Source organism: Bacillus sp. 11C, from assembly GCF_055486375.1.
Map to the genome: position 1 here is coordinate 97268 of NZ_JBUPVZ010000012.1, position 21309 is coordinate 118576.

Here is a 21309-nt window from a genome sequence, read left to right on the forward strand (position 1 = left end):
TTATTACCGTCTAAATGCCCAGTTGTGGTAAAATAGAAAAGTTGAATCTTCGTAGAAAATGGTGATGAAGAAACATGTCAAGCAAACTGTTAAGAGGCACGTTTGTGTTAACGCTCGGTACATATATATCGCGGATTCTCGGAATGGTCTATTTAATTCCTTTCAGCATTATGGTCGGGGCGACAGGCGGTGCATTATTTCAATATGGATACAACCAATACACATTATTTTTGAATATTGCCACGATGGGCTTTCCAGCCGCCGTTTCTAAATTTGTTTCCAAATATAATTCCAAAGGGGACTATGAAACAAGCAGAAAAATGCTTAAGGCGGGTATGTCGATTATGCTTGTCACCGGTATGATTGCCTTTTTCATTCTGTATTTATCAGCTCCGTTTTTTGCGGAAATATCGCTGGGAGGCAAGGATAATAACGGCCTGACAATTGATCATGTCGTTTATGTCATCCGGATGGTCAGCTTAGCGCTTTTGGTCGTGCCGATTATGAGCCTTGTCCGTGGATTCTTTCAAGGGCACCAAATGATGGGGCCGACGGCTGTTTCCCAAGTTGTTGAACAGATTGTCCGCATCATCTTTTTATTGAGTGCGACATTCTTGATCTTGAAGGTTTTGAACGGCGGCCTTGTGATCGCTGTAGGTTATGCGACCTTCGCAGCGCTGATCGGCGCCTTCGGAGGACTGATCGTACTGTATATTTATTGGAATAAACGGAAGGGCAGCCTGCTGGCGATGATGCCGAATACGGGGCCGACAGCAAACTTAAGCTACAAGAAAATGTTTCTCGAGCTGTTCAGCTATGCCGCTCCGTACGTTTTTGTCGGACTAGCCATCCCTTTGTATAACTATATTGATACAAATACGTTTAACAAAGCGATGATCGAAGCCGGCCATCAAGCCATCAGCCAGGACATGATGGCGATTCTTACCTTGTATGTGCAGAAGCTCGTGATGATTCCGGTCTCCCTTGCAACAGCTTTTGGATTGACATTAATTCCAACGATTACTGAATCGTTTACTAGCGGAAACTATAAGCTGTTGAATCAGCAGATTAATCAAACGATGCAGACGATCCTGTTTTTAATTATTCCGGCAGTTGTTGGGATTTCAGTACTGGCAGGACCGACGTATACGTTCTTTTACGGATCAGAGAGCCTTCTTCCTGAACTGGGGGCAAACATTCTGTTTTGGTATTCGCCAGTCGCGATTTTGTTCTCTTTATTTACGGTCAACGCAGCGATTCTGCAGGGCATCAATAAACAAAAATTTGCGGTTGTCAGCCTTGTGATCGGCGTCGTGATCAAACTTGTGCTGAATGTTCCGCTGATCAAGCTGATGCAGGCTGACGGTGCGATTTTAGCGACGGCGCTTGGATATAGCGCGTCGCTTTTATACGGATTTATCATGATCAAACGCCACGCGGGCTATTCGTATAAGATATTAGTCAAACGGACTGTTTTGATGCTGGTCTTGTCAGCCATTATGGGGATAGCCGTGAAAATCGTACAGTGGCTATTAAGCTTCTTTATTTCCTACCAGGATGGTCAAGTGCAAGCTGCGATCGTTGTAGTCATTGCGGCCGCTGTTGGCGGAGCTGTCTACCTGTATTGCGGTTACCGAATAGGATTTTTGCAGAAAATATTAGGCCGCCGCTTGCCCGGGTTCTTAAAGAAAGGCAGACATGCCGGCTGATGGACTAGATAATCAAGAAACAGAGGGCTCGCATGCTGCGGGCTTTCTTTTATAAAGGAGAGATCGGGAATGAGACTTGATAAGCTGCTTGCCAACAGCGGATATGGTTCCAGAAAAGAAGTCAAAACCGTTGTGAAGGCGGGGGCCGTCATGGTCGACGGCAAACCGGCCAAAGATGTAAAGGCGCACGTTGATCCTGATACGCAAGAGGTTACCGTATACGGAGAACCGGTTGATTACCGCGAGTTCATTTATCTCATGATGAATAAGCCGCAGGGAGTGCTGTCGGCGACTGAGGACAGCCGTCAGCAAACAGTGGTCGATCTGCTGACGCCGGAAGAGATGAGATTTGAACCCTTTCCCGCCGGCAGGCTTGATAAGGATACAGAAGGCTTTTTACTGCTCACCAATGACGGCCAGCTGGCACATCGGCTCCTATCGCCTAAAAAGCATGTTCCAAAAACGTATGAAGTCCATTTACAATCACAGATTTCACCGGAAGACATCTCGGATTTAGAAGCGGGTGTCTACATAGAAGGCGGCTATCAAACAAAGCCGGCAAAAGCGGAAATCAAGACAAACGACAACGGCAATACCGTGATATACCTGACGATTACGGAAGGAAAATACCATCAGGTCAAGCAGATGGCAAAGGCGGTCGGCAATGAAGTGATTTATCTGAAGCGGTTATCAATGGGGTGTGTTTCCTTGGATCCTGCCTTGTCACCGGGAGAATACCGTGAGCTTACAGAAGAAGAACTTCATTGGCTGAATGAACCGCAGGCATGAAGAAATCCCGCATTTAATGCGGGATTTCAGCGTGTCGACAAACCCTCGCATTCGTTGTCAAGTCTGCGCGTTGGTGCTCACGAATTAAAACATTCGCTCTGCTCCAATGCTCGCCTTTCCTAGACTTCAAGGGTTTTCAATCACGCTGAAAAGATGACAAAATGCTAAAACTACAAACCGTTTTAGCATTTTGTCAACAATCTGAAATCCCGCATTTTAATGCGGGATTTTTTATATATAAGTAAGCACACAAAAACAAGGCTCAGAAGGTTCTTCGCCCTGTATCTATCAGGCCGCTCTCAGGCGGCCCTATGTAATTTTCAATGTTTATGATGTGATCTTTACTTTCTTTCTCGTTGTCTCCCACTTGCCACGGCTTGGACTATGAACAAGATCATTATATGCCAACACATTTAAGTCTCTTTGAATTGTTCTAGGTGTAATGCCGAATTCGTCAACCAGTTCCTGTGTTGTCACAAGGCCTTTTTCTTGGATAAACATGTAAACTGATTTAATTCGAGTTAGCATACGGTTTGTTGAAGGTTTCAAAAAACCACTCCCTATCATAAGATCGGATGGACTTGACTAACCACAACTCACGACTATCAACTGCGTACGAAATAGCAACAAAGGCAGACATTTTATATTATAGTTCTTAGATATTTCGCCCTCATTATACACGATATCGCAGTGATGAATCTAGGGATAACTCCTATTAATTTTTTCCAATTTGAGCTGGGCAGCCATCCTTGTTGGATTACTATGTATTTCGGCACAATATTATTATGGTTAAAGAAACTTTTTTTATTCTGTTTCGTAGTAAATTTTGGAGGAGGAGTGAGATTTGGCAAAAATGCTTGAGGCTTCAATAGAACAGGCGGGGTATACGAGCCGAAAAAAAGTGCTCACCGATGTTTTTAAGGAAAGTGATGAGTATTACCGGGCCAGAAAAAGCTGTATCAACACCCTGCACTATGCATTTGCCGTATGCTGTTTTTTAGCGGCTGCTGTCTCTTTATTGTTTACATAAAAAACCCAAACGGCTGACGTTTGGGTTTTCTGTATGTGCTATAAAATAAACAGCTGGATGAAAAATAGAATAGCGAAAACGATCACGAGCGGATGAATCTCTCTCCATTTTCCCCGCGCTGCTTTTACAATCGGATACGAAATAAAGCCAAGCGCGATTCCTGTAGAAATGCTGGATGTCAAAGGCATCGACAGAATGACGAGAAACGCAGGGAATGCCTCGTCCATCTCTTTCCAGTTCATATTGGACACCGAGCGCATCATCAGGCTGCCGACGATAATTAAAGCAGGAGAGGTGATGGCGGCTATGCCGGATAAGGCACTGACAAGCGGACTGAAAAACATTGAAACCGCAAACAGCACCGCAACAGTCAAAGCTGTAAGCCCCGTTCTTCCCCCGGCTGCGACACCAGCGGATGACTCGATAAATGCCGTCGTTGGACTTGTGCCGAAAACCGCTCCTACTGTTGTCGCCGTTGAATCAGCCAGCAGCGCTTTTCGCACGTTCGGCAGCTTGTTATTTTTCATCAGCCCGGCTTGCTCAGCAACACCGATCATCGTGCCTGTTGTATCAAATATCGTGACCAGAAGAAAAGAAAAGACAACAGCGTACAGGCCGTGATGTACAACATCGCCAAAAGCGGAAAACGGATTTGAAATGATCAGGCCGTCTGGCAAATGAGGAAGCGACATTAACCCCTTCGGTAAATGCAGCTGGCCGGTAAAAAAGGCGATCAAAGCGGTCGCTGCCATTCCGATAAATAAGGCACCGCTTACGTTCAGGACCATCAAGACCACACTGATCAAAAGCCCGATCAGCGTTAAAATAACACCAGGTGAATGCAAATCGCCGAGAGTAACCAAGTTTGACTCATCAGCGGCCACAATTCCCGCCTGCCGCAAACCGATAAAAGCGATAAACAGCCCGATGCCTGTTGTGATTCCGTATTTTAAATTGTTTGGAATTGCCTCAATAAGTTGTTTTCTTAAAGGCGTTAACGATAGAATAATGAAGAGAACCCCTGCTGTAAATACGGCGCTGAAAGCTGTGGCGTATGTGATGCCGCCATCGCTGGCGCTTACGACATGAAAGGCTAAATAAGCGTTCAAGCCCATGCCGGGCGCAATAGCAATCGGATAATTTGCTGCCAGGGCCATCCACAGCGTTCCGACAATGGAGGCAATAATGGTTGCGGTGAAAACCTGGTCGAAAGGAACCCCGGCGTTAGCCAGAATGACCGGATTGACCACGACGATATAGACCATTGTGAAAAAGGTCGTCAGCCCTGCTATGATTTCTTGCTTTATGGATGTTTTCTGCTCTTTTAGATGAAACATAGTATCCTCCAATTACGAACGTTTTAACAAAACACCATTAATATTATTCGTTTTATTTGGTTTTTGCAAGTGATTTCTTGCGGAAAGGGGAACGTTATGAACTGGGAAGTTGAAGTGATCAGAAGAAAAGAGGATTTAATTCGTGATACACAGGAATTTTTGAGAATCAACAGTGTAATGGATGAAACAACCGCAGGGACCGGCAAACCGTTTGGAGACGGAGTAAACGCCAGTCTGACTTCCTTGCTGGAGCTTGGAGAAAAAGAAGGCTTTACAACAAAAAATCTTGACGGCTTCGCAGGTCATATTGAATGGGGCGAGGGCGATGACATTGTCGGCGTACTATGCCATGTTGACGTCGTGCCGCCCGGAGACGGCTGGACGAGTGATCCGTTTTCAGCTGATATCCGTAACGGACGGATTTATGCAAGGGGGGCCATTGATGACAAAGGTCCGACAATGGCCGCATTCTACGCGCTGAAAATCGTGAAAGACATGAATTTGCCGCTGTCCAAGCGCGTCAGAATCATTATCGGAACAGATGAAGAAAGCGATTGGAGATGTGTAGAGCATTATTTCAAGCATGAAGAAATGCCGACACTGGGATTTGCGCCTGACGCCGATTTTCCGATTATTAACGCGGAAAAAGGGATCATTGATGCGTCTTTACTTATCCCGCCCAGCTCAAACCTAGCCGATTCTGAGGCAATGCTTGTCTCATTTCAGTCGGGTCTTCGCTTGAACATGGTGCCTGATGCCGCTGAAGCTGTCATTGAAGGGCTGAAAAAAGAAGAGATTCTTGCTTCATTTAAAGATATGCTTTGCACGAAGGATCAAAAAGGAGAAGCTGGCATAGAGAACGGTCAGCTCATTTTGCGTATGTACGGGCTTTCCTGCCATGCGATGGAACCGAACAATGGAATCAATGCCGGCATTTTGTTGTGTGAATTTCTGCAGCAGGCTGAGCTTGACGAAGCAGGACAGCGATTTGTGCAAGTCGTCACAGACAAGTTTTCAGGTGATACGAGAGGGAAGAAACTGAATATTGATTGTGAAGATGACATCAGCGGCGTGCTGACATTAAATGTCGGAACGCTTCGCTATACGGAAGGACAAGGAGGCGAGCTCGGGATCAATATCCGCTATCCTGTGACCGCGGAAAGCAAAGTGATCCGTGATGCGTTCGAAAGCGCATCTGAATTTAAGCTGGGAGAATTCAAAGACAGCAAGCCGCATCATGTGTCAGCAGACCATCCGTTAGTCAAAACCCTGCAAAAGGTTTATGAAGGCCAGCTGGGCAAAAAAGCTGATTTAATCTCAATCGGCGGGGGGACTTATGCCAGATCTTTAAAAGCAGGTGTCGCGTTCGGCCCGCTCTTCCCTGGACGTCCTGACAGTGCACATCAAAAGGATGAATATATTGAAATTGATGATTTGCTGAGATCGACAGCTTTATATGCGCAGGCAATCTACGAACTTGCAAAATAAAAGACGGGCTTCTTCTGAAGCCCGTCTTTTTTTAAACAAATGACCACAAATCAGTTGATAAATACCGTTCTCCCGTATCGGCTGTCATACAGACCACGACTTGGTCAGGAGAGAGGCGTTTCGCTGTTTCGATTGCCGCGAAACAGGCAGCACCTGATGAGGGCCCGACAAGAATTCCTTCTTCTGCAGCAAGGCGTCTTGTTGTCGTGTAGGCGTCTTCATCAGAGATTTTAATAATTTCGTCATAGACGTCTTGATTTAAAATCGGAGGAATAAAGCCTGGGCTCGTCCCTACAAGCTTATGTGCGCCGGGTTTTCCTCCGGATAATACAGGCGAACCCGCGGGCTCGACAACATGAACTGTGATATCCGGGAAAAGCTCTTTGAGCGCTTCACCTGTTCCGGTAATGGTTCCTCCCGTTCCGGAAGAGGCGACAAAAGCGCCGAGCGGCTTTCCGATTTCCTCTATTGCCCGGGCAATTTCAGGCGCCGTTGTTTTTCGGTGCGCGTCAGGATTTGCGGTGTTATCGAACTGCATTGGGATATAGCTGTTCGGAATTTGTTCAGCAAGCTCCTTCGCTTTTTTGATGCTGCCCGGCATTCTTTCCGCTCCGGGTGTTAATACAACCTCTGCACCGTAAGCTTTAAGAAGGTTGATTCGTTCCTTCGTCATCGTATCAGGCATAACTAAGATCGCTTTATAGCCGCGAGCCGCCGCATTCATGGCGAGTCCGATTCCGGTATTTCCGCTTGTCGGCTCGATAATCACTGATCCCGGTTTGAGCAAACCGTTTTGTTCTGCTTCTATCATCATATGATAAGCAGCTCTGTCTTTCACACTGCCGCTCGGATTGAAAAATTCAAGCTTTAAATAGACTTGTGCCGCGTTTTCCGGCTGAAGCCGATTCAATCTCACAAGCGGTGTATTTCCAATCAGATCAGCTGTATTTTCAACGATTTTCAACATTGTCATTCCTTTCTGAATAAAACAAGTGTCGTATAATATCCTAACATAATAAACGTTTGTGCGAGAGTGTTTTCATGCACTGTTCCTCTATCCGCACAGCCTCTTTATTGATAAAATAATAGCTGTTACAGAAGGGAGTGTCAGACGGATGCCAGATATACGGCCTCATTATTTCATCGGCGTTCCCATTCCTGAGGGAATTGCGAATCCGATAAACCAGGCTGCGAAAAACGAGCCGGTTTTGACGTTTCAAAAATGGGTGCACCCGCTTGACTATCATATCACGTTGATTTTTCTCGGAGCGGCGGATGAGACACAAATCCAGCAGCTTGAAGGCTCGCTAGCTGCGATTGCTTCAGAAACCAATCCGTTTCCGATTGAGTTTGGCAAAATTGATGTATTCGGCGACCGCAGAAGGCCGCGTGTTTTACACCTCGAGCCAAAGAAAAACAAAACACTTGAAATGCTGCGGGAACATACAAAACAGGCTGTTCTTCAAGCCGGCTTTCAAGTGGAAAAGAGACCGTACCACCCTCATATGACGCTGGCCAGAAAATGGACAGGCGAAGAAGGATTTCCGGCACATGTCCCGTTTGAAAGCGGCGAGGTTTCGATGATGGCTGAACGATTCTCGCTTTTTCAAATACACTTGAATCAATCACCAAAGTATGAGGAACTATTCAAATTTCATTTAACTTAATTCATTGCGGAGTGGAGAAACAAACATGGCACAAATCATCAAAATTCATGATTATATATCAAGATATGAGCTTGATCCGTACCATTATATAAACCAGTTTGTACGGCTGAAAAAAGAGCGCTGGCTTTCACTATTAGAGGCAGCGGAGCGCCAGCATGAAGAAAAACAAGCCAGTGCCGAAGAGCCGGAACCGGTGCAGAAACGAAAAAAATTTTCTTTGAAAAGAAGAAAAGAAGAGATAAAAGCCGATATACAAGAAGAGAGACACCGATGGTTTGAGGAAGAAGACAATTTACATGTAAGGCTGCCGAAGAGCAGGATGGCGCTTGCTTCCTTTTATAAAAGACATTTATATGAATTTCAGCTCAAATGGGCTAGCTCTACTCTTGCAGAAATATCCCATCTCTCAAACCAGGTGAAGCAGGACCGCATTTTGCGTTATCTGACCCAGCAGCTGCCTGATTCTTATTTCGTTATGTATAAGCCTGTGCTGAAAATTCAGCAGGCGGCGGTTGAATTAAGCATTGTGATTATTTCTCCCCTTGAGATTTATTGCGTTTCTTTCTTAGAGGCGGAGGAAGACAGTGTGTACATAGGGTCTAAAAATCGTTTTTGGGAGAAGAAAACAGCTTCTCAGAAAGCATCAGTGTTAAATCCGGGGCTGAGCCTGTTTCGTACGGAATCCGTTGTCTCAAACATCATAAAGGAAAAACAGGCTGATATTCCGGTTCGAAAATTGCTTCTGAGCAGAACGTCGTACATCGATTATCCGGAGCCGCCATACGGCTTAGAAATAGCGGATAAGCGGGGAGCGGAAGAATGGATTGAGCGGCAGAAGAAAAACACTGCCCCGATTAAACATCATCAGGTAAAGGCTGCAAAGGCTCTGCTGTCTTACTGCATGTCTGACTCCTATCGCAGACAAGAGTGGCTGGAGTGAAAGAGAACGATATGAGCGGTTTTCTCATAACATAAGCAGGTGAGAAAGATGAGCCATTGGTTTTTTATTATTAATCCGACAGCAGGCCGCCGAAACGGCCTGCGTGTTTGGAAGTCCATTCAAAAGGAACTGATCAAACGCAAGGTTGAGCATCGTTCATTTTTAACTGAACATCCGGGGCACGCCGAGGTGCTCGCCAGGCAGATTTCAACGATACAGGAATATAAACTGAAGCGGCTGATTGTCATTGGCGGAGACGGAACTATGCATGAAGTTGTCAACGGGCTGAAAGATGTTGACGATATTGAACTGAGCTTTGTGCCGGCGGGCGCGTATAATGATTTTTCGCGGGGATTCTCTATCAAAAAAATGGATCTGATGCACGAAATCAGGAAGCAGAAGCGTCCGTTAACCCGATCCTTTCATTTAGGGAGCGTCAATTTCTTTCAGGATAAATCGCAGGTTCTTTATTTTATGAATCATATCGGGATCGGGTTTGACGCATATGTCAATAAAAAGGCGCTGGAATTTCCGTTAAGACGGGTTTTTCTTTTTTTGCGCCTTCGATTTCTTGTTTATCCGCTTTCTCATTTGCGCGCCTCCGCCACCTTTAAGCCGTTTTCGTTAGCCTGTACAGTTGAAGGAGAAACACAAGAATTTCATGATGTCTGGTTTGCGGTCGTATCCAACCACCCATTCTACAGGGGCGGCATGAAGGCGGCACCTCTTGCAAATCCGCGCGAAAAGGCGTTTGATATCGTGATCGTTGAAAATCAGCCGTTTTTGAAAAAATATTGGCTATTATGTCTGATGGCATTTGGTAAGCATATCAAAATGGACGGCGTTACGATGTTTAAAGCAAAGGACATTACGTTTTACACGAAGGACAAAATTCCGTTTCATGCTGACGGAGAAATCATGGGCACCACCCCGTTTCGTTTGGCATCGAGTCCTTCACCCCTAAGGATTAAAACTTAAAACGTGTTTGGAGGAGAGAGCTTCCGATGGTCAGCATCCGCCGCAGCTTCGAAGCGTATGTCGATGACATGAATATCATTACCGTTCTAATTCCTGCTGAACAAAAAGGCATCATGAAACCGCCTTTTCGGCTTGAGACAGACACAACAGATATTCCTCTGGCTGTCAGAGAGGAATATCCGCTTGAAGGAAAATACAAGTACGTCTGCGCATCCGACCGTCCAGTGACTCTCGGAACAACACATGCTGTGAGAGCGTCCAGCGGCGACAAAACGGATCTCCAAATAGGCGCGGTCATCCGGACGGACGCGTTTGATGATGCATTTTATTATGACGGAGAGCTGGGGGCTGTTTATACTGCGGATTATACTGAATTTAAAGTATGGGCGCCTGCCGCAGCCTCAGCTGCTGTCAAGCTTTCTCATCCTGAAAAAAACGGGCGCACCTTCCAAATGATTCGGATGGAAAAAGGTGTTTATACCGTTACAGTCACCGGCGATCTCCACGGATATGAGTATGTGTTCTGCATCTGCAACAATTCAGAATGGACGGAAACCGTTGACCCGTATGCAAAGGCCGTGACGGTAAATGGAGAGAAGGGCGTCGTCCTGCGCCCGGAGGAGATAAAATGGGCTGATTCGGCCGAACCATTCTCAAACCCTGTGGATGCTGTGATCTATGAGATGCACATCCGCGACTTTTCCATCCATGTAAACAGCGGCATGAAAAACAAGGGGAGATACTTAGCGTTGACGGAAACAGAAACGCAAACCGCAAATGGCTGTTCTTCCGGACTGGCGTATGTAAAAGAGCTCGGCGTTACACATGTAGAGCTTCTGCCGGTGAATGATTTTGCCGGAGTTGATGAAGAGAAGCCGCATGATGCTTACAATTGGGGATATAACCCGCTTCATTTTTTTGCCCCGGAGGGAAGTTACGCCTCAACTCCTCATGATCCTCAAACAAGAAAAACAGAGTTAAAACAAATGATCAAAACCCTTCATCAACATGGCTTGCGAGTCATTTTGGATGTCGTCTTTAATCACGTGTACGAAAGGGAGAATTCCCCTTTTGAAAAGACAGTGCCAGGCTATTTTTTTCGGCATGACGAATTTGGGATGCCGTCAAACGGCACAGGCGTTGGCAATGACATTGCGTCAGAAAGACGGATGGCGAGAAAATTCATCGCGGATTGCGTTCGCTATTGGATTGAGGAATACGATGCTGACGGCTTCCGCTTTGACCTGCTCGGTATTTTAGATATTGACACTGTGCTTTACATGAAAGAAAAAGCAACGGCGGTAAAGCCCGGAATCCTGCTTTTTGGGGAAGGATGGGATTTGGCGACACCGCTGCCGCATGAACAGAAAGCGACCTTGGCGAACGCTTCAAAAATGCCGGGCATCGGCTTTTTCAATGATACGTTTCGTGATGTTGTGAAAGGGAACACCTTTCACCTTACGGCAGCGGGCTTTGCGCTCGGCGGCGGTGAAGCAGCGGAAGCCGTTATGCACGGAATTGCCGGGTCTTCGGGATGGAAGGCATTTGCACCAATTGTTCCTGAACCCAGCCAGTCCATCAATTATGTTGAGTCACACGACAATCACACTTTTTGGGATAAAATGGCCCTTGCGCTTCCTCAAGAAACTGACAGCCGTAAGAGGAGCAGGCAAAGGCTTGCAGCCGCGGTTATCTTGCTTTCCCAAGGAGTGCCGTTCATACACAGCGGCCAGGAATTTTTCAGGACGAAGCAGGGAGTGGAAAACAGTTATCAATCCAGTGACAGCATTAACCAGCTGGATTGGGATCGGCGTGAAACATTCAAAGAAGATGTTGATTACATCAGCAGACTGATCTCGCTAAGAAAAGCGCATCCGGCGTTCCGTCTCAGGTCGGCTGCAGATATCCAGCGCCATCTTGAATGTTTGACGCTAAAAGAACACCTCATTGCATTCAGGCTTTCTGATCTCGGCGAGGTTGATGAATGGGAAGACATCATCGTTATCCACCACGCGAGTCCGGAAACTGTTGAATGGAAGCTGCCAAACGACAAAACGTACCTGCTTTTAAGTGATACATCAGGTTTTCGGCATGACCCGAAAGAAATCAAGAAAGCGGTTGCGGTAAACGGCATCGGAACGGTTATCTTATATTTAGCATCAGATCTTAAGAGTTTTGCTTGACGAAGTTTGTGCTATAGCGCTAAAATTTAAAGGACGGCTATTGATTAGCATATGAGACTCTCAATAGCTGTCTTTTTTATTTTCATACGATTCGTACGAAAAAGGCACTCGCTGGGATAGACTAGAGACGATTAGCCTTTATTCTAAAATATTTTAAGAAATGATGGGTTGAACATTGATATGAACTGGTTGGGACAATTACTAGGTAGCGATTGGGAGATCTTCCCCGCCGGAGGAGCTACAGGAGATGCATATTATGCGAAACATAACGGGCAGCAGCTTTTTTTAAAACGTAATAGCTCACCTTTTTTAGCTGTTTTATCCGCCGAAGGCATTGTTCCGAAGCTGGTTTGGACAAAACGGATGGAAAATGGGGACGTGATTACGGCCCAGCACTGGATGACCGGCAGAGAGCTGAAGCCTAAAGATATGAGCGGACGGCCCGTTGCTGAATTGCTTCGTAAAATACACACATCAAAAGCCTTGCTGGACATGCTGAAGAGACTTGGAAAAGAACCGCTGAACCCGGGGGCTCTTCTGTCTCAGCTCAAGCAGGCTGTATTTGCTGTGCAGCAATCTTCACCGCTGATTCAAGAAGGGATCAAGTATTTAGAAGAACATCTGCATGAAGTGCATTTCGGTGAGAAAGTCGTTTGCCATTGTGATGTCAATCATAATAACTGGCTATTGTCTGAAGACAACCAGCTGTATTTAATTGACTGGGACGGCGCCATGATCGCTGATCCGGCGATGGATCTAGGGCCTTTGCTGTACCACTACGTCGAAAAGCCAGCTTGGGAGAGCTGGCTGAGCATGTACGGCATTGAGTTAACAGAGAGCCTGCGCTTACGAATGGCTTGGTATGTGTTATCTGAAACAATCACTTTCATTGCCTGGCATAAAGCAAAAGGCAATGACAAAGAATTTCATGATGCAATGGAAGAACTGCATATTCTCATGAAACGCATCGTTGAATAATCAGGAATACGAATTCATTTGCTCTACCCATTGAGACAGGCTGTTCTGATGCTCTTGTATGTGTGAGTCGATGGATTTCGACGATATTCCTGATTGACTATAGCGGTAAACATCTTCCAGCACGTTTTTGAAGTTTGAATCAAGCTCGGTGTTTGCCATCAGCGATTTAATCACACGCTCAAGCTGTTCGTACTCTGCGACGGTTCCGCAGCAGTCCAATTGATGGTCAGTCAATATATCCTTTAATAAATGAACTTGATGCTCATAATGTAAACCCATAGCGGTACACATCCCTTCAGTATCATACGGGTTAAATTGTTCAAAATAGAGCGTTTTTATACATGTGAAAGGAGTGTTCCGGCAGACGGAAACCTCTTTTTTTTATATACTCAGCTTTAGCGGGCACGCTTTAAAAAACGAGCTTGCGGGTCTTTTTAATTCATGGTATGTTGTTAGTCGAAATAATAGATAGAGGTGTCAATCATATGAGAATGCGCCACAAGCCTTGGGCTGATGACTTTTTGGCTGAAAACGCACATATTGCCATCAGCAACCCTGCTGAATATAAAGGGAAATGGAACACAGTGTTTGGCAACGACAATCCGATTCATATCGAGGTTGGGACAGGAAAAGGGCAATTTATTTCTGGAATGGGCAAACAAAATCCAGACATCAATTATATTGGGATTGAGTTATTTAAAAGCGTCATCGTGACAGCCGTCCAAAAAGTAAAAGATAGCGAAGCAACGAATGTAAAGCTTCTGAATATAGATGCGGACACGCTGACGGATGTATTTGAGCCGGGTGAAGTCAATCGGGTCTACTTGAACTTTTCTGATCCTTGGCCGAAAAACCGTCATGAAAAACGCCGTCTGACGTATTCCCACTTCCTCAAAAAATATGAAGAAGTGATGGGAAAAGGCGGATCGATTCATTTTAAAACGGACAACCGCGGCTTGTTTGAGTACTCTTTGAAGAGCTTCTCTGAATACGGCCTGCTGCTGACATATGTCAGTCTCGATTTGCATAACAGCAATCTGGAAGGCAATATTATGACAGAATATGAAGAAAAATTTTCAGCGCTTGGCCAGCCGATCTATCGGGCTGAGGTTGAATGGAGAACGTAAAACAGACTCTGATACAGGAGTCTGTTCAATTTATTGACAAAATCCTAAAACAGTTTATTGTTTTAGGATTTTGTCATCTTTTCAGCGTAATTGAAAACCCTTGAAGTCTAGGAAGGACGAGCACCGGAGCGCAGCGAATGTTGAAATTCGTGAGCATCGGAGCGCAGTCCTGACAACGAATGCAAGGGTTTGCCAACACGATGAACAGACTCTGATACAGGAGTCTGTTTTTTTTATGGGCCGTTTGCTACCATGATGACAGGGGGGATGAAAATGAAAACAATGAAAATCGGAAATATCACGTTGACCTGGCTTGACGGAGGCGTGACACATATGGACGGAGGCGCCATGTTCGGCGTCGTTCCAAAGCCGTTATGGTCTAAAAAATATCCAGTCAATGAAAATAACCAGATTGAACTAAGGACAGACCCTATTTTCATTCAAAAGGACGGGCTCAATATCATCGTCGACGCAGGAATCGGGTCCGGAAAGATGTCTGAAAAACAAAAACGAAACTATGGCGTGACACAAGAGTCGAATGTGAAACCATCATTAGCGGCACTCGGATTAACGGTTGATGATATAGACGTGATTGCTATGACACATCTTCATTTCGACCACGCATGCGGTTTAACAGAATATGAAGGAGAACAGCTCGTCTCTGTCTTTCCGAATGCAGTGATTTATGCATCGGCTGTTGAATGGAATGAAATGCGCCATCCGAATATCAGATCGAAAAATACGTATTGGAAAGAAAACTGGGAGGCTATTGCCGGCCAAGTGAAAACCTTTGAAGACACCTTAACGATCACAGAGGGGATTACGATGCATCATACCGGGGGCCATAGTGACGGACACAGTGTGCTAATATGCGAGGATGCGGGTGAAACCGCCGTACATATGGCAGATTTAATGCCGACACACGCCCACCGCAATCCGCTATGGGTGCTGGCTTATGATGATTATCCAATGACCTCTATACCGCAAAAGCAGAAATGGCAGGCATTTGCGGCGGAAAAAGACGCTTGGTTTATTTTTTACCATGACGCCCAGTATCACGCGCTGAAATGGGATGAGGATGGAAGCATCAAAGATGCAGTCAAGCGCAAGAAGCCATAGCATATTTTAATGTTTGCCCTGCATGTTTTCCGGCTAATAATGCAAACCTAGTACTAATTATGCTCAGAAAGGAAGAGGCAGGGTGAAACAATTCAAAGTAACAAACGAAGGAGACATTCAAACAACGTTAAGAGGCCTTGAAGTACTCTCTGTTCCTTTTTTGAACAAAGGTGTTGCTTTTACTGAGGAAGAAAGAAAAGAACTAGGTTTAAAAGGCTTTCTGCCGCCAAAGGTATTAACGATTGAAGATCAAGCGAAAAGAGCGTACGAACAATATTCCGCACAGCCTGATGATTTGAGCAAAAATGTCTATTTAACGGCGCTGCACGATCGGAACGAAACGCTGTTTTACCGACTCTTAAATGACCATTTAGGGGAAATGCTCCCCATTGTCTATACTCCGACAGTGGGAACGGCGATCCAGAGATACAGCCATGAATACAGAAAGCCAAGAGGGCTTTATTTGTCAATCGATGACCCAGACGGTATGAGAGAAGCATTTAAACAGTATAAAGATCAACGCGATACGATCGATTTAATTGTAGCAACTGATGCGGAAGGTATTTTAGGAATCGGAGACTGGGGTGTCGGCGGGATTGCGATTTCTATCGGCAAGCTAGCGGTTTATACGGCGGCTGCCGGCATAGATCCGAGCAGAGTGCTGGCTGTTGTTTTAGATGCGGGGACAAATCAGGAGAGCCTCTTGAACGATCCGCTTTATGTCGGCAACCAGCATTCCAGAGTGCGCGGGGAACGCTATGACCAATTTATTGACGATTATGTTGCGCTGGCGAGAGAAACATTCCCGAATGCATTGCTGCACTGGGAAGATTTCGGGGCGAAAAACGCGCGCAGCATTTTGAAACGGTATAAAGATAAGATTTGTACGTTTAATGATGATATCCAAGGTACAGGCGCTGTTTCACTGGCGGCCGTTTTATCCTGTGCAAAAGCGTCTAAAGTGCCGCTGAGAGATCACAGAGTCGTCATATTCGGAGCGGGCACGGCAGGTATCGGGATTGCTGAACAGCTGCGCGAGGCTTTGGTGCGAGAGGGATTGAGTGAGGAAGAATCTTTCAAACGCTTCTGGTGCATAGACCGAAACGGATTGTTAACAGATGATATGGAACAGCTTTTTGATTTCCAAAAGCCATACGCACGTTCGGCTGATGAGGTCAAGGATTATCAGCGAAAGGGAGAAGGCGGAGGTATTGATCTCCTTGAAGTGGTCCGGCAGGCGAAACCGACGATTCTGATCGGGACATCAACTGTTTCAGGCGCGTTTACTGAAGAAATTGTAAAAGAAATGGCTTCACATGTGAAACGGCCGGCCATTTTGCCAATGTCGAATCCGACAACTCTTTCTGAAGCGAAACCTCAGGATTTGATCGAATGGACAGAAGGCCGCGCGCTTGTCACGACAGGAAGCCCGTTCCCGCCAGTGGAATATAACGGCGTGACGTACCATATCGGCCAGGCAAACAACGCGCTTGTCTTCCCGGGACTTGGGCTTGGAACGATTGTCACCAAATCAAAATTAATAACCGATGGCATGTTTGAAGCATGTGCCCGGGCGATCGCAAGTATGGTCAATGTCGGAGTGCCGGGCGCGCCGATGCTGCCGAAGATAGAGGATTTGCGGACTGTATCGGCAACTGTTGCGGTGGAAGTGGCTAAAACCGCGATTAAGGAAGGCGTTGCGACGGAAGAGCCTGAAGACATCATACAGGCTGTGCAGGATGCGATGTGGTATCCGGTATATAAACCGATCCGCGCGATATCATAAAAAAGGCCGCTGCATGAGCAGCGGCTTCTATTTTATGCTTGTCCGGCGTTAGGAGGCGATTGTATCAATGACATCTACAATTTCCCCTGTTTTCGCATCCACCATGACTTCATACTGCTCTAATTCTCCGAAAGCGGATCGTGTAATGCCGGTTTTGTACACCTGTACCGTTTCTCCGTTTACATTGTAAGGCTCCGGCTGGGTGTAAATCCATGATCCGTCAATCGGCCCCCGCTGCTTAAAAGCGGATTTTACAATTCGAAGCGCTTTTTCTGAAGAAATATAAGGCTTCATCACATATTGTTTTACAACGACAGCTGTACAAATTCCAAGTCCTGCTCCTAAAAGAAGATGACGCAATTTCAAGATAAAGCACCTCCTGGTTGATCGTACTTTTCATTATACAGAAACCGCCAAATCCTGTTAAGCAATACGCGGCTGATGGAGCAGATTCGGTCACGGTGCTTGGAAAACTAGATTTTTTCGAATAAAATAAAAGGACTACATAGAAATGAGGGGAAAACATGAATCAAGAAACGAAAGCGCTTTTCCAAACACTGACGCAGCTTCCCGGCGCGCCGGGCAATGAGCATCAGGTTCGTGCTTTTATGAAGCAGGAGCTGGCTAAATATGCCGATGACATCGTTCAGGACAGACTGGGAAGTGTTTTCGGAGTCAGAAAGGGTGAAGAGGGCGCACCGAGAATCATGGTAGCCGGGCATATGGACGAAGTCGGCTTCATGGTCACATCCATTACAGACAACGGGCTGCTCAGATTTCAGACGCTTGGGGGCTGGTGGAGCCAGGTGCTGCTGGCACAGCGAGTTGAAATTCAAACAGATAACGGGCCGGTTCCGGGTGTGATTTCAAGCATACCGCCTCACCTGCTGACAGATGCTCAGCGAAACCGCCCGATGGATGTCAAAAACATGATGATCGATATTGGAGCGGATGATAAGGAAGACGCTATTAAAATCGGCATAAAACCGGGACAGCAGATTGTGCCTGTGTGTCCGTTTACGACGATGGCGAATGAAAAGAAACTTTTATCAAAAGCATGGGATAACCGATATGGCTGCGGCTTGAGCATTGAACTTCTGAAGGAATTGCACGGAAAAGAACTTCCGAACACGCTCTATGCGGGTGCGACCGTTCAAGAAGAAGTAGGGCTGAGGGGCGCGCAGACGGCTTCCCATATGATTAAACCGGACTTGTTTTTCGCCCTTGACGCCAGCCCTGCAAACGATATGAGCGGAGACAAAAACGAATTTGGCCAGCTTGGAAAAGGCTTTTTGCTTCGCATTCTTGACAGAACGACAGTCATGCACCGCGGAATGAGAGAATTTGTTCTTGATATGGCGGAAACGCATGACATTCCGTATCAATATTTTGTATCCGGCGGGGGAACGGATGCGGGCAGAGTTCATATTTCGAACAGCGGCGTTCCGTCAGCGGTTATCGGAATTTGTTCACGCTACATTCATACGAACGCTTCGATCATTCATATTGATGATTATGCTGCTGCTAAAGAAATGCTCATCAAACTTGTGACAGCTTGCGATAAGCAGACGGTGGATGCGATTAAAGAAAATATGTAAGATTTTATGAAAGCTTGTTGAACGGGGCAGTAAGCCCGGCTCGACAAGCTTTTTTCTTATTCTGTTTCAAATAGATAGGAAAGGGCTTTAATGGCTTGATTCACGGTTTCAACTGTTATATTTGCTTTATTGGAAAGCTCTTTTAAAGGATGATGGAGCGATTCTGGCCGGATGATAATCAGGGGTTTTCCTTTTGCAATCGCATATGAGGCATCCATTGCCGTGTTCCACTGTTTGTATTTTTCGCCAAACAGAGCGATCACAAAGTCTGCTTTATTCATCAGGACAGCGGTTCTGAAGTTGTTCATGTCAGAGGCTTTGTCATCCTTCAAAATGGCATTTGGCTGAACGCCCACAATTTCTTCTCCGATGTTGTCTGAGCGGTCATGATTCTCCATCGGGCCGACAAACGTAATCGGCAGCTTCAGTGATTTTGTTTTCTCTTTGATTTCTTCCCGCCAATTGCTGTGGATTTCTCCAGCTAAATAGACGATAAACTTCATACTGAATCCCTCCTTATGTATGTCCATCTGTAAATTTGACCCTCATGAACACGATGTTAAACGAAACGAGCTTGATAATGCAAATAAAATATGATAATGATAATGAGAAAGCCAATCTTACATATTCATTTGTTGCATATAGGTGGTTTTGCCGCAAGCAGTTTGGTATGATCCAAATGGACGAGTATCGATAAACCAACATGTAAGAATAACAACTGGAGGGATAAGAAATGAAAAAAATTGAATCAACTCATGAGCTGGAAAAAGCGGTAAAGGATGATTGGGCGGTATTTATGTTTTCAGCTGACTGGTGCCCTGATTGCCGTTTTGTAGAGCCTTTTCTGCCTGAACTGGAAGCGAACTTTCCTGAATTCACTTACTACTACGTAGACCGCGACAAATTCATTGATACATGTGCAGAGTGGGAAATTTACGGAATCCCAAGCTTTGTTGTATTTAATGAAGGAAAAGAAGTGAATCGTTTTGTGAGCAAAGACCGCAAAACAAAAGAAGAAATTGAACAATTTTTAACAGACTCTCTCGCTAAAGCGTAAAGGAGGACATCGGTTTGAAAATGACCTCAAGGAAGCTGTCAGATACCCTGAAACAGCGCCTTCAGCACGTGAATCGCTCCTTTCTGTTTGACAGAGAAAAAGACACCCTCCGTGTTGAGGATCAAACGACCAAAAAAGGAATTACGCTCGACCTGCCGCCGATTATTGCAAAATGGGAGCTGAAAAAAGACGAAGCCATTGATGAAATTGTGTATTACGTCTCAGAAGCAATGACGGCAATGGAAGGGAAGGCTCAGGAAATGTCCGGAAAAGAAAGCCGTATTTACCCGGTGATCCGCTCGACTTCTTTCCCGGACAAGTCCAGCGAAGATATTCCGCTCATTTATGATGATCATACCGCAGAAACAAGAATTTATTACGCGCTTGATCTCGGGAAAACCTACCGTTTAATTGATCAGCGCATGCTCGAGAAAGAAAACTGGACAAAAGAGCGGATCAGAGAGACGGCTGCATTTAATCTCCGTTCCCTGCCGGCGGTTGTCAAAGAGGATACAGTTGCGGGCAATCACTTTTATTTCTTCAGAGCAAACGACGGTTACGACGCCAGCCGGATTCTGAACGAAGCGATTTTAAATGAGTACAAGGAACGTGCAGAAGGTGAGCTGGCGATCTCTGTTCCGCATCAGGACGTTCTGATTCTTGCTGACATCCGGAATGAATCGGGGTATGATATTCTAGGGCAAATGTCGATGAGCTTCTTTGCTGGAGGCACCGTTCCGATTACAGCCCTTTCATTTTTGTACAATGAAGGAAAGCTGGAACCTGTGTTTATCCTGGCGAAAAGCCGTCCGAAAAAGGATTAGAAAGGATTTTTACTTATGAACGCATTTTATAATAATGAAGGTGTGGGAGACACGCTTCTGATCTCTCTTCAAGATGTGACACGCGAACAAATAGGCTATGAAAAACACGGCGATGTCGTTAAAATTTTTAATAACGAAACAAAGGAAACAACGGGCTTCAACATTTTCAACGCGTCTTCTTACTTGACCATTGATGAAAACGGCCCTGTTGCGCTCTCAGAAACGTTCGTGCAAGATGTGAATGAGATTCTAAACCGAAACGGCGTTGAAGAAACAGTAGTCGTTGATTTATCTCCGAAGTTTGTTGTTGGATATGTGGAATCAAAAGAAAAACATCCGAACGCGGATAAATTAAGCGTATGTAAAGTCAATGTAGGAGAAGAAACGCTTCAGATCGTCTGCGGCGCGCCTAATGTTGACCAAGGACAAAAAGTGGTCGTTGCCAAAGTCGGAGCTGTGATGCCGAGCGGACTTGTCATTAAGGATGCTGAGCTTCGCGGCGTTCCGTCAAGCGGAATGATCTGTTCAGCAAAAGAGCTCGCTTTGCCGGATGCCCCGGCTGAAAAAGGAATCCTTGTGTTAGAAGGAGACCATGAGGCGGGAGACGCATTTCAGTTTTAGACTCCCATAAATCCGCCCAAAAAAACGAATCATGTGAAAAGCCGCTAAGCCCTTGTTTAGCGGCTTTGTTTTGCTGAA

At 45.7% G+C, this 21309-nt stretch carries 22 protein-coding genes and 2 pseudogenes; 18 read left to right on the forward strand and 6 right to left on the reverse strand.

Going from position 1 to position 21309, the window contains the following annotated elements:
* Positions 1-74: 74 nt before the first annotated feature.
* Both murJ and ACY3LV_RS16250 read left to right on the forward strand, forming a co-directional pair.
* The gene (gene murJ, locus ACY3LV_RS16245; RefSeq protein ID WP_333517347.1) at positions 75-1709 is read left to right on the forward strand and encodes a lipid II flippase MurJ; all 1635 of its coding nucleotides are present in this window, start codon (positions 75-77) and stop codon (positions 1707-1709) included.
* 69 nt (positions 1710-1778) lie between these two features.
* Complete coding sequence (locus tag ACY3LV_RS16250) at positions 1779-2498, forward strand: pseudouridine synthase (protein WP_464864175.1); 720 nt, start codon at positions 1779-1781, stop codon at positions 2496-2498.
* A 327-nt stretch (positions 2499-2825) separates the two neighbouring features.
* Here ACY3LV_RS16250 and ACY3LV_RS16255 read toward each other — a convergent pair whose 3' ends face one another.
* Positions 2826-3047 carry a DeoR family transcriptional regulator gene (locus ACY3LV_RS16255; protein WP_003152337.1) on the reverse strand — a complete coding sequence of 74 codons (222 nt, stop codon included), beginning with the start codon at positions 3045-3047 and terminating at the stop codon, positions 2826-2828.
* A 295-nt stretch (positions 3048-3342) separates the two neighbouring features.
* Here ACY3LV_RS16255 and ACY3LV_RS16260 point away from each other — a divergent pair.
* Together ACY3LV_RS16260 and ACY3LV_RS16265 are read left to right on the forward strand one after the other, a co-directional pair.
* Positions 3343-3423 (forward strand): annotated as a pseudogene (locus ACY3LV_RS16260) (ABC transporter ATP-binding protein); the annotation flags it as partial.
* Positions 3418-3528, forward strand: a pseudogene (locus ACY3LV_RS16265) (hypothetical protein); the annotation flags it as partial. The pseudogenes ACY3LV_RS16260 and ACY3LV_RS16265, both read left to right, overlap by 6 nt.
* 38 nt (positions 3529-3566) lie before the next feature.
* On the opposite strand, the gene pbuO reads toward ACY3LV_RS16265, so the two are convergent.
* A complete protein-coding gene (gene pbuO, locus ACY3LV_RS16270) occupies positions 3567-4865 on the reverse strand; it encodes a hypoxanthine/guanine permease PbuO (protein ID WP_087992849.1) in 1299 nt (432 codons plus the stop codon).
* Between the two features lie 96 nt (positions 4866-4961).
* On the opposite strand from pbuO, the gene pepV reads away from it, so the two are divergent.
* A complete protein-coding gene (gene pepV, locus ACY3LV_RS16275) occupies positions 4962-6353 on the forward strand; it encodes a dipeptidase PepV (RefSeq protein WP_464864176.1) in 1392 nt (463 codons plus the stop codon).
* Between the two features lie 31 nt (positions 6354-6384).
* Here the strand turns inward: pepV and cysK are convergent, their stop codons facing one another.
* Positions 6385-7320: a cysteine synthase A gene (gene cysK, locus ACY3LV_RS16280; RefSeq protein ID WP_087992847.1), complete on the reverse strand. Its 936-nt coding sequence runs from the start codon at positions 7318-7320 to the stop codon at positions 6385-6387.
* 148 nt (positions 7321-7468) lie between these two features.
* Between cysK and thpR the strand changes: the two genes are divergently transcribed.
* The 5 genes from thpR (at position 7469) to ACY3LV_RS16305 (ending at position 13099) form a co-directional block, all read left to right on the forward strand.
* A complete protein-coding gene (gene thpR / locus ACY3LV_RS16285; protein ID WP_148962369.1) occupies positions 7469-8020 on the forward strand; it encodes an RNA 2',3'-cyclic phosphodiesterase in 552 nt (183 codons plus the stop codon).
* Between the two features lie 25 nt (positions 8021-8045).
* Entirely contained in the window at positions 8046-8960 is a 915-nt protein-coding gene (locus ACY3LV_RS16290; protein ID WP_148962368.1) for a hypothetical protein, read from the forward strand.
* A gap of 48 nt (positions 8961-9008) precedes the next feature.
* Entirely contained in the window at positions 9009-9938 is a 930-nt protein-coding gene (locus tag ACY3LV_RS16295; protein WP_148962367.1) for a YegS/Rv2252/BmrU family lipid kinase, read from the forward strand.
* A 26-nt stretch (positions 9939-9964) separates the two neighbouring features.
* Positions 9965-12121, forward strand: coding sequence for a type I pullulanase (gene pulA / locus ACY3LV_RS16300; RefSeq protein ID WP_464864177.1), 2157 nt, complete (start codon positions 9965-9967; stop codon positions 12119-12121).
* A gap of 180 nt (positions 12122-12301) precedes the next feature.
* On the forward strand, positions 12302-13099 hold the full coding sequence (locus ACY3LV_RS16305; RefSeq protein WP_003223423.1) for a phosphotransferase family protein: 798 nt from the start codon (positions 12302-12304) through the stop codon (positions 13097-13099).
* Here ACY3LV_RS16305 and ACY3LV_RS16310 read toward each other — a convergent pair whose 3' ends face one another.
* Positions 13100-13378 (reverse strand): YtzH-like family protein, encoded by a 279-nt coding sequence (locus tag ACY3LV_RS16310; RefSeq protein ID WP_087992843.1) that lies wholly within the window; start codon positions 13376-13378, stop codon positions 13100-13102. It lies immediately after the preceding gene.
* Between the two features lie 206 nt (positions 13379-13584).
* On the opposite strand from ACY3LV_RS16310, the gene trmB reads away from it, so the two are divergent.
* The 3 genes from trmB to ACY3LV_RS16325 all read left to right on the forward strand — a co-directional run bounded on the left by trmB (position 13585) and on the right by ACY3LV_RS16325 (position 17131).
* On the forward strand, positions 13585-14226 hold the full coding sequence (gene trmB / locus ACY3LV_RS16315) for a tRNA (guanosine(46)-N7)-methyltransferase TrmB (protein ID WP_333562021.1): 642 nt from the start codon (positions 13585-13587) through the stop codon (positions 14224-14226).
* A 273-nt stretch (positions 14227-14499) separates the two neighbouring features.
* Entirely contained in the window at positions 14500-15345 is an 846-nt protein-coding gene (locus ACY3LV_RS16320; protein WP_333562020.1) for a YtnP family quorum-quenching lactonase, read from the forward strand.
* A gap of 82 nt (positions 15346-15427) precedes the next feature.
* Positions 15428-17131 carry an NAD-dependent malic enzyme gene (locus ACY3LV_RS16325; RefSeq protein WP_333562019.1) on the forward strand — a complete coding sequence of 568 codons (1704 nt, stop codon included), beginning with the start codon at positions 15428-15430 and terminating at the stop codon, positions 17129-17131.
* A gap of 48 nt (positions 17132-17179) precedes the next feature.
* Here ACY3LV_RS16325 and ACY3LV_RS16330 read toward each other — a convergent pair whose 3' ends face one another.
* Positions 17180-17497 (reverse strand): PepSY domain-containing protein, encoded by a 318-nt coding sequence (locus ACY3LV_RS16330; protein WP_003223432.1) that lies wholly within the window; start codon positions 17495-17497, stop codon positions 17180-17182.
* Positions 17498-17655: 158 nt separating this feature from the next.
* On the opposite strand from ACY3LV_RS16330, the gene ACY3LV_RS16335 reads away from it, so the two are divergent.
* On the forward strand, positions 17656-18729 hold the full coding sequence (locus tag ACY3LV_RS16335) for a M42 family metallopeptidase (protein WP_148962364.1): 1074 nt from the start codon (positions 17656-17658) through the stop codon (positions 18727-18729).
* A gap of 56 nt (positions 18730-18785) precedes the next feature.
* Here ACY3LV_RS16335 and ACY3LV_RS16340 read toward each other — a convergent pair whose 3' ends face one another.
* Positions 18786-19232: a YtoQ family protein gene (locus ACY3LV_RS16340; protein WP_333517337.1), complete on the reverse strand. Its 447-nt coding sequence runs from the start codon at positions 19230-19232 to the stop codon at positions 18786-18788.
* A 77-nt stretch (positions 19233-19309) separates the two neighbouring features.
* Between ACY3LV_RS16340 and ACY3LV_RS16345 the strand changes: the two genes are divergently transcribed.
* From ACY3LV_RS16345 to ytpR, 4 genes are read left to right on the forward strand one after another with little or no spacing between them, the layout of a single operon-like run.
* Positions 19310-19426, forward strand: a complete 117-nt coding sequence (locus ACY3LV_RS16345; RefSeq protein WP_141113422.1) for a hypothetical protein — start codon at positions 19310-19312, stop codon at positions 19424-19426.
* Positions 19427-19462: 36 nt separating this feature from the next.
* On the forward strand, positions 19463-19786 hold the full coding sequence (locus ACY3LV_RS16350) for a thioredoxin family protein (protein WP_464864178.1): 324 nt from the start codon (positions 19463-19465) through the stop codon (positions 19784-19786).
* A gap of 14 nt (positions 19787-19800) precedes the next feature.
* Positions 19801-20610, forward strand: coding sequence for a DUF1444 domain-containing protein (locus ACY3LV_RS16355; protein ID WP_464864179.1), 810 nt, complete (start codon positions 19801-19803; stop codon positions 20608-20610).
* Between the two features lie 15 nt (positions 20611-20625).
* Positions 20626-21231: a YtpR family tRNA-binding protein gene (gene ytpR, locus ACY3LV_RS16360; protein WP_148962361.1), complete on the forward strand. Its 606-nt coding sequence runs from the start codon at positions 20626-20628 to the stop codon at positions 21229-21231.
* The last annotated feature ends 78 nt before the right edge of the window (positions 21232-21309 follow it).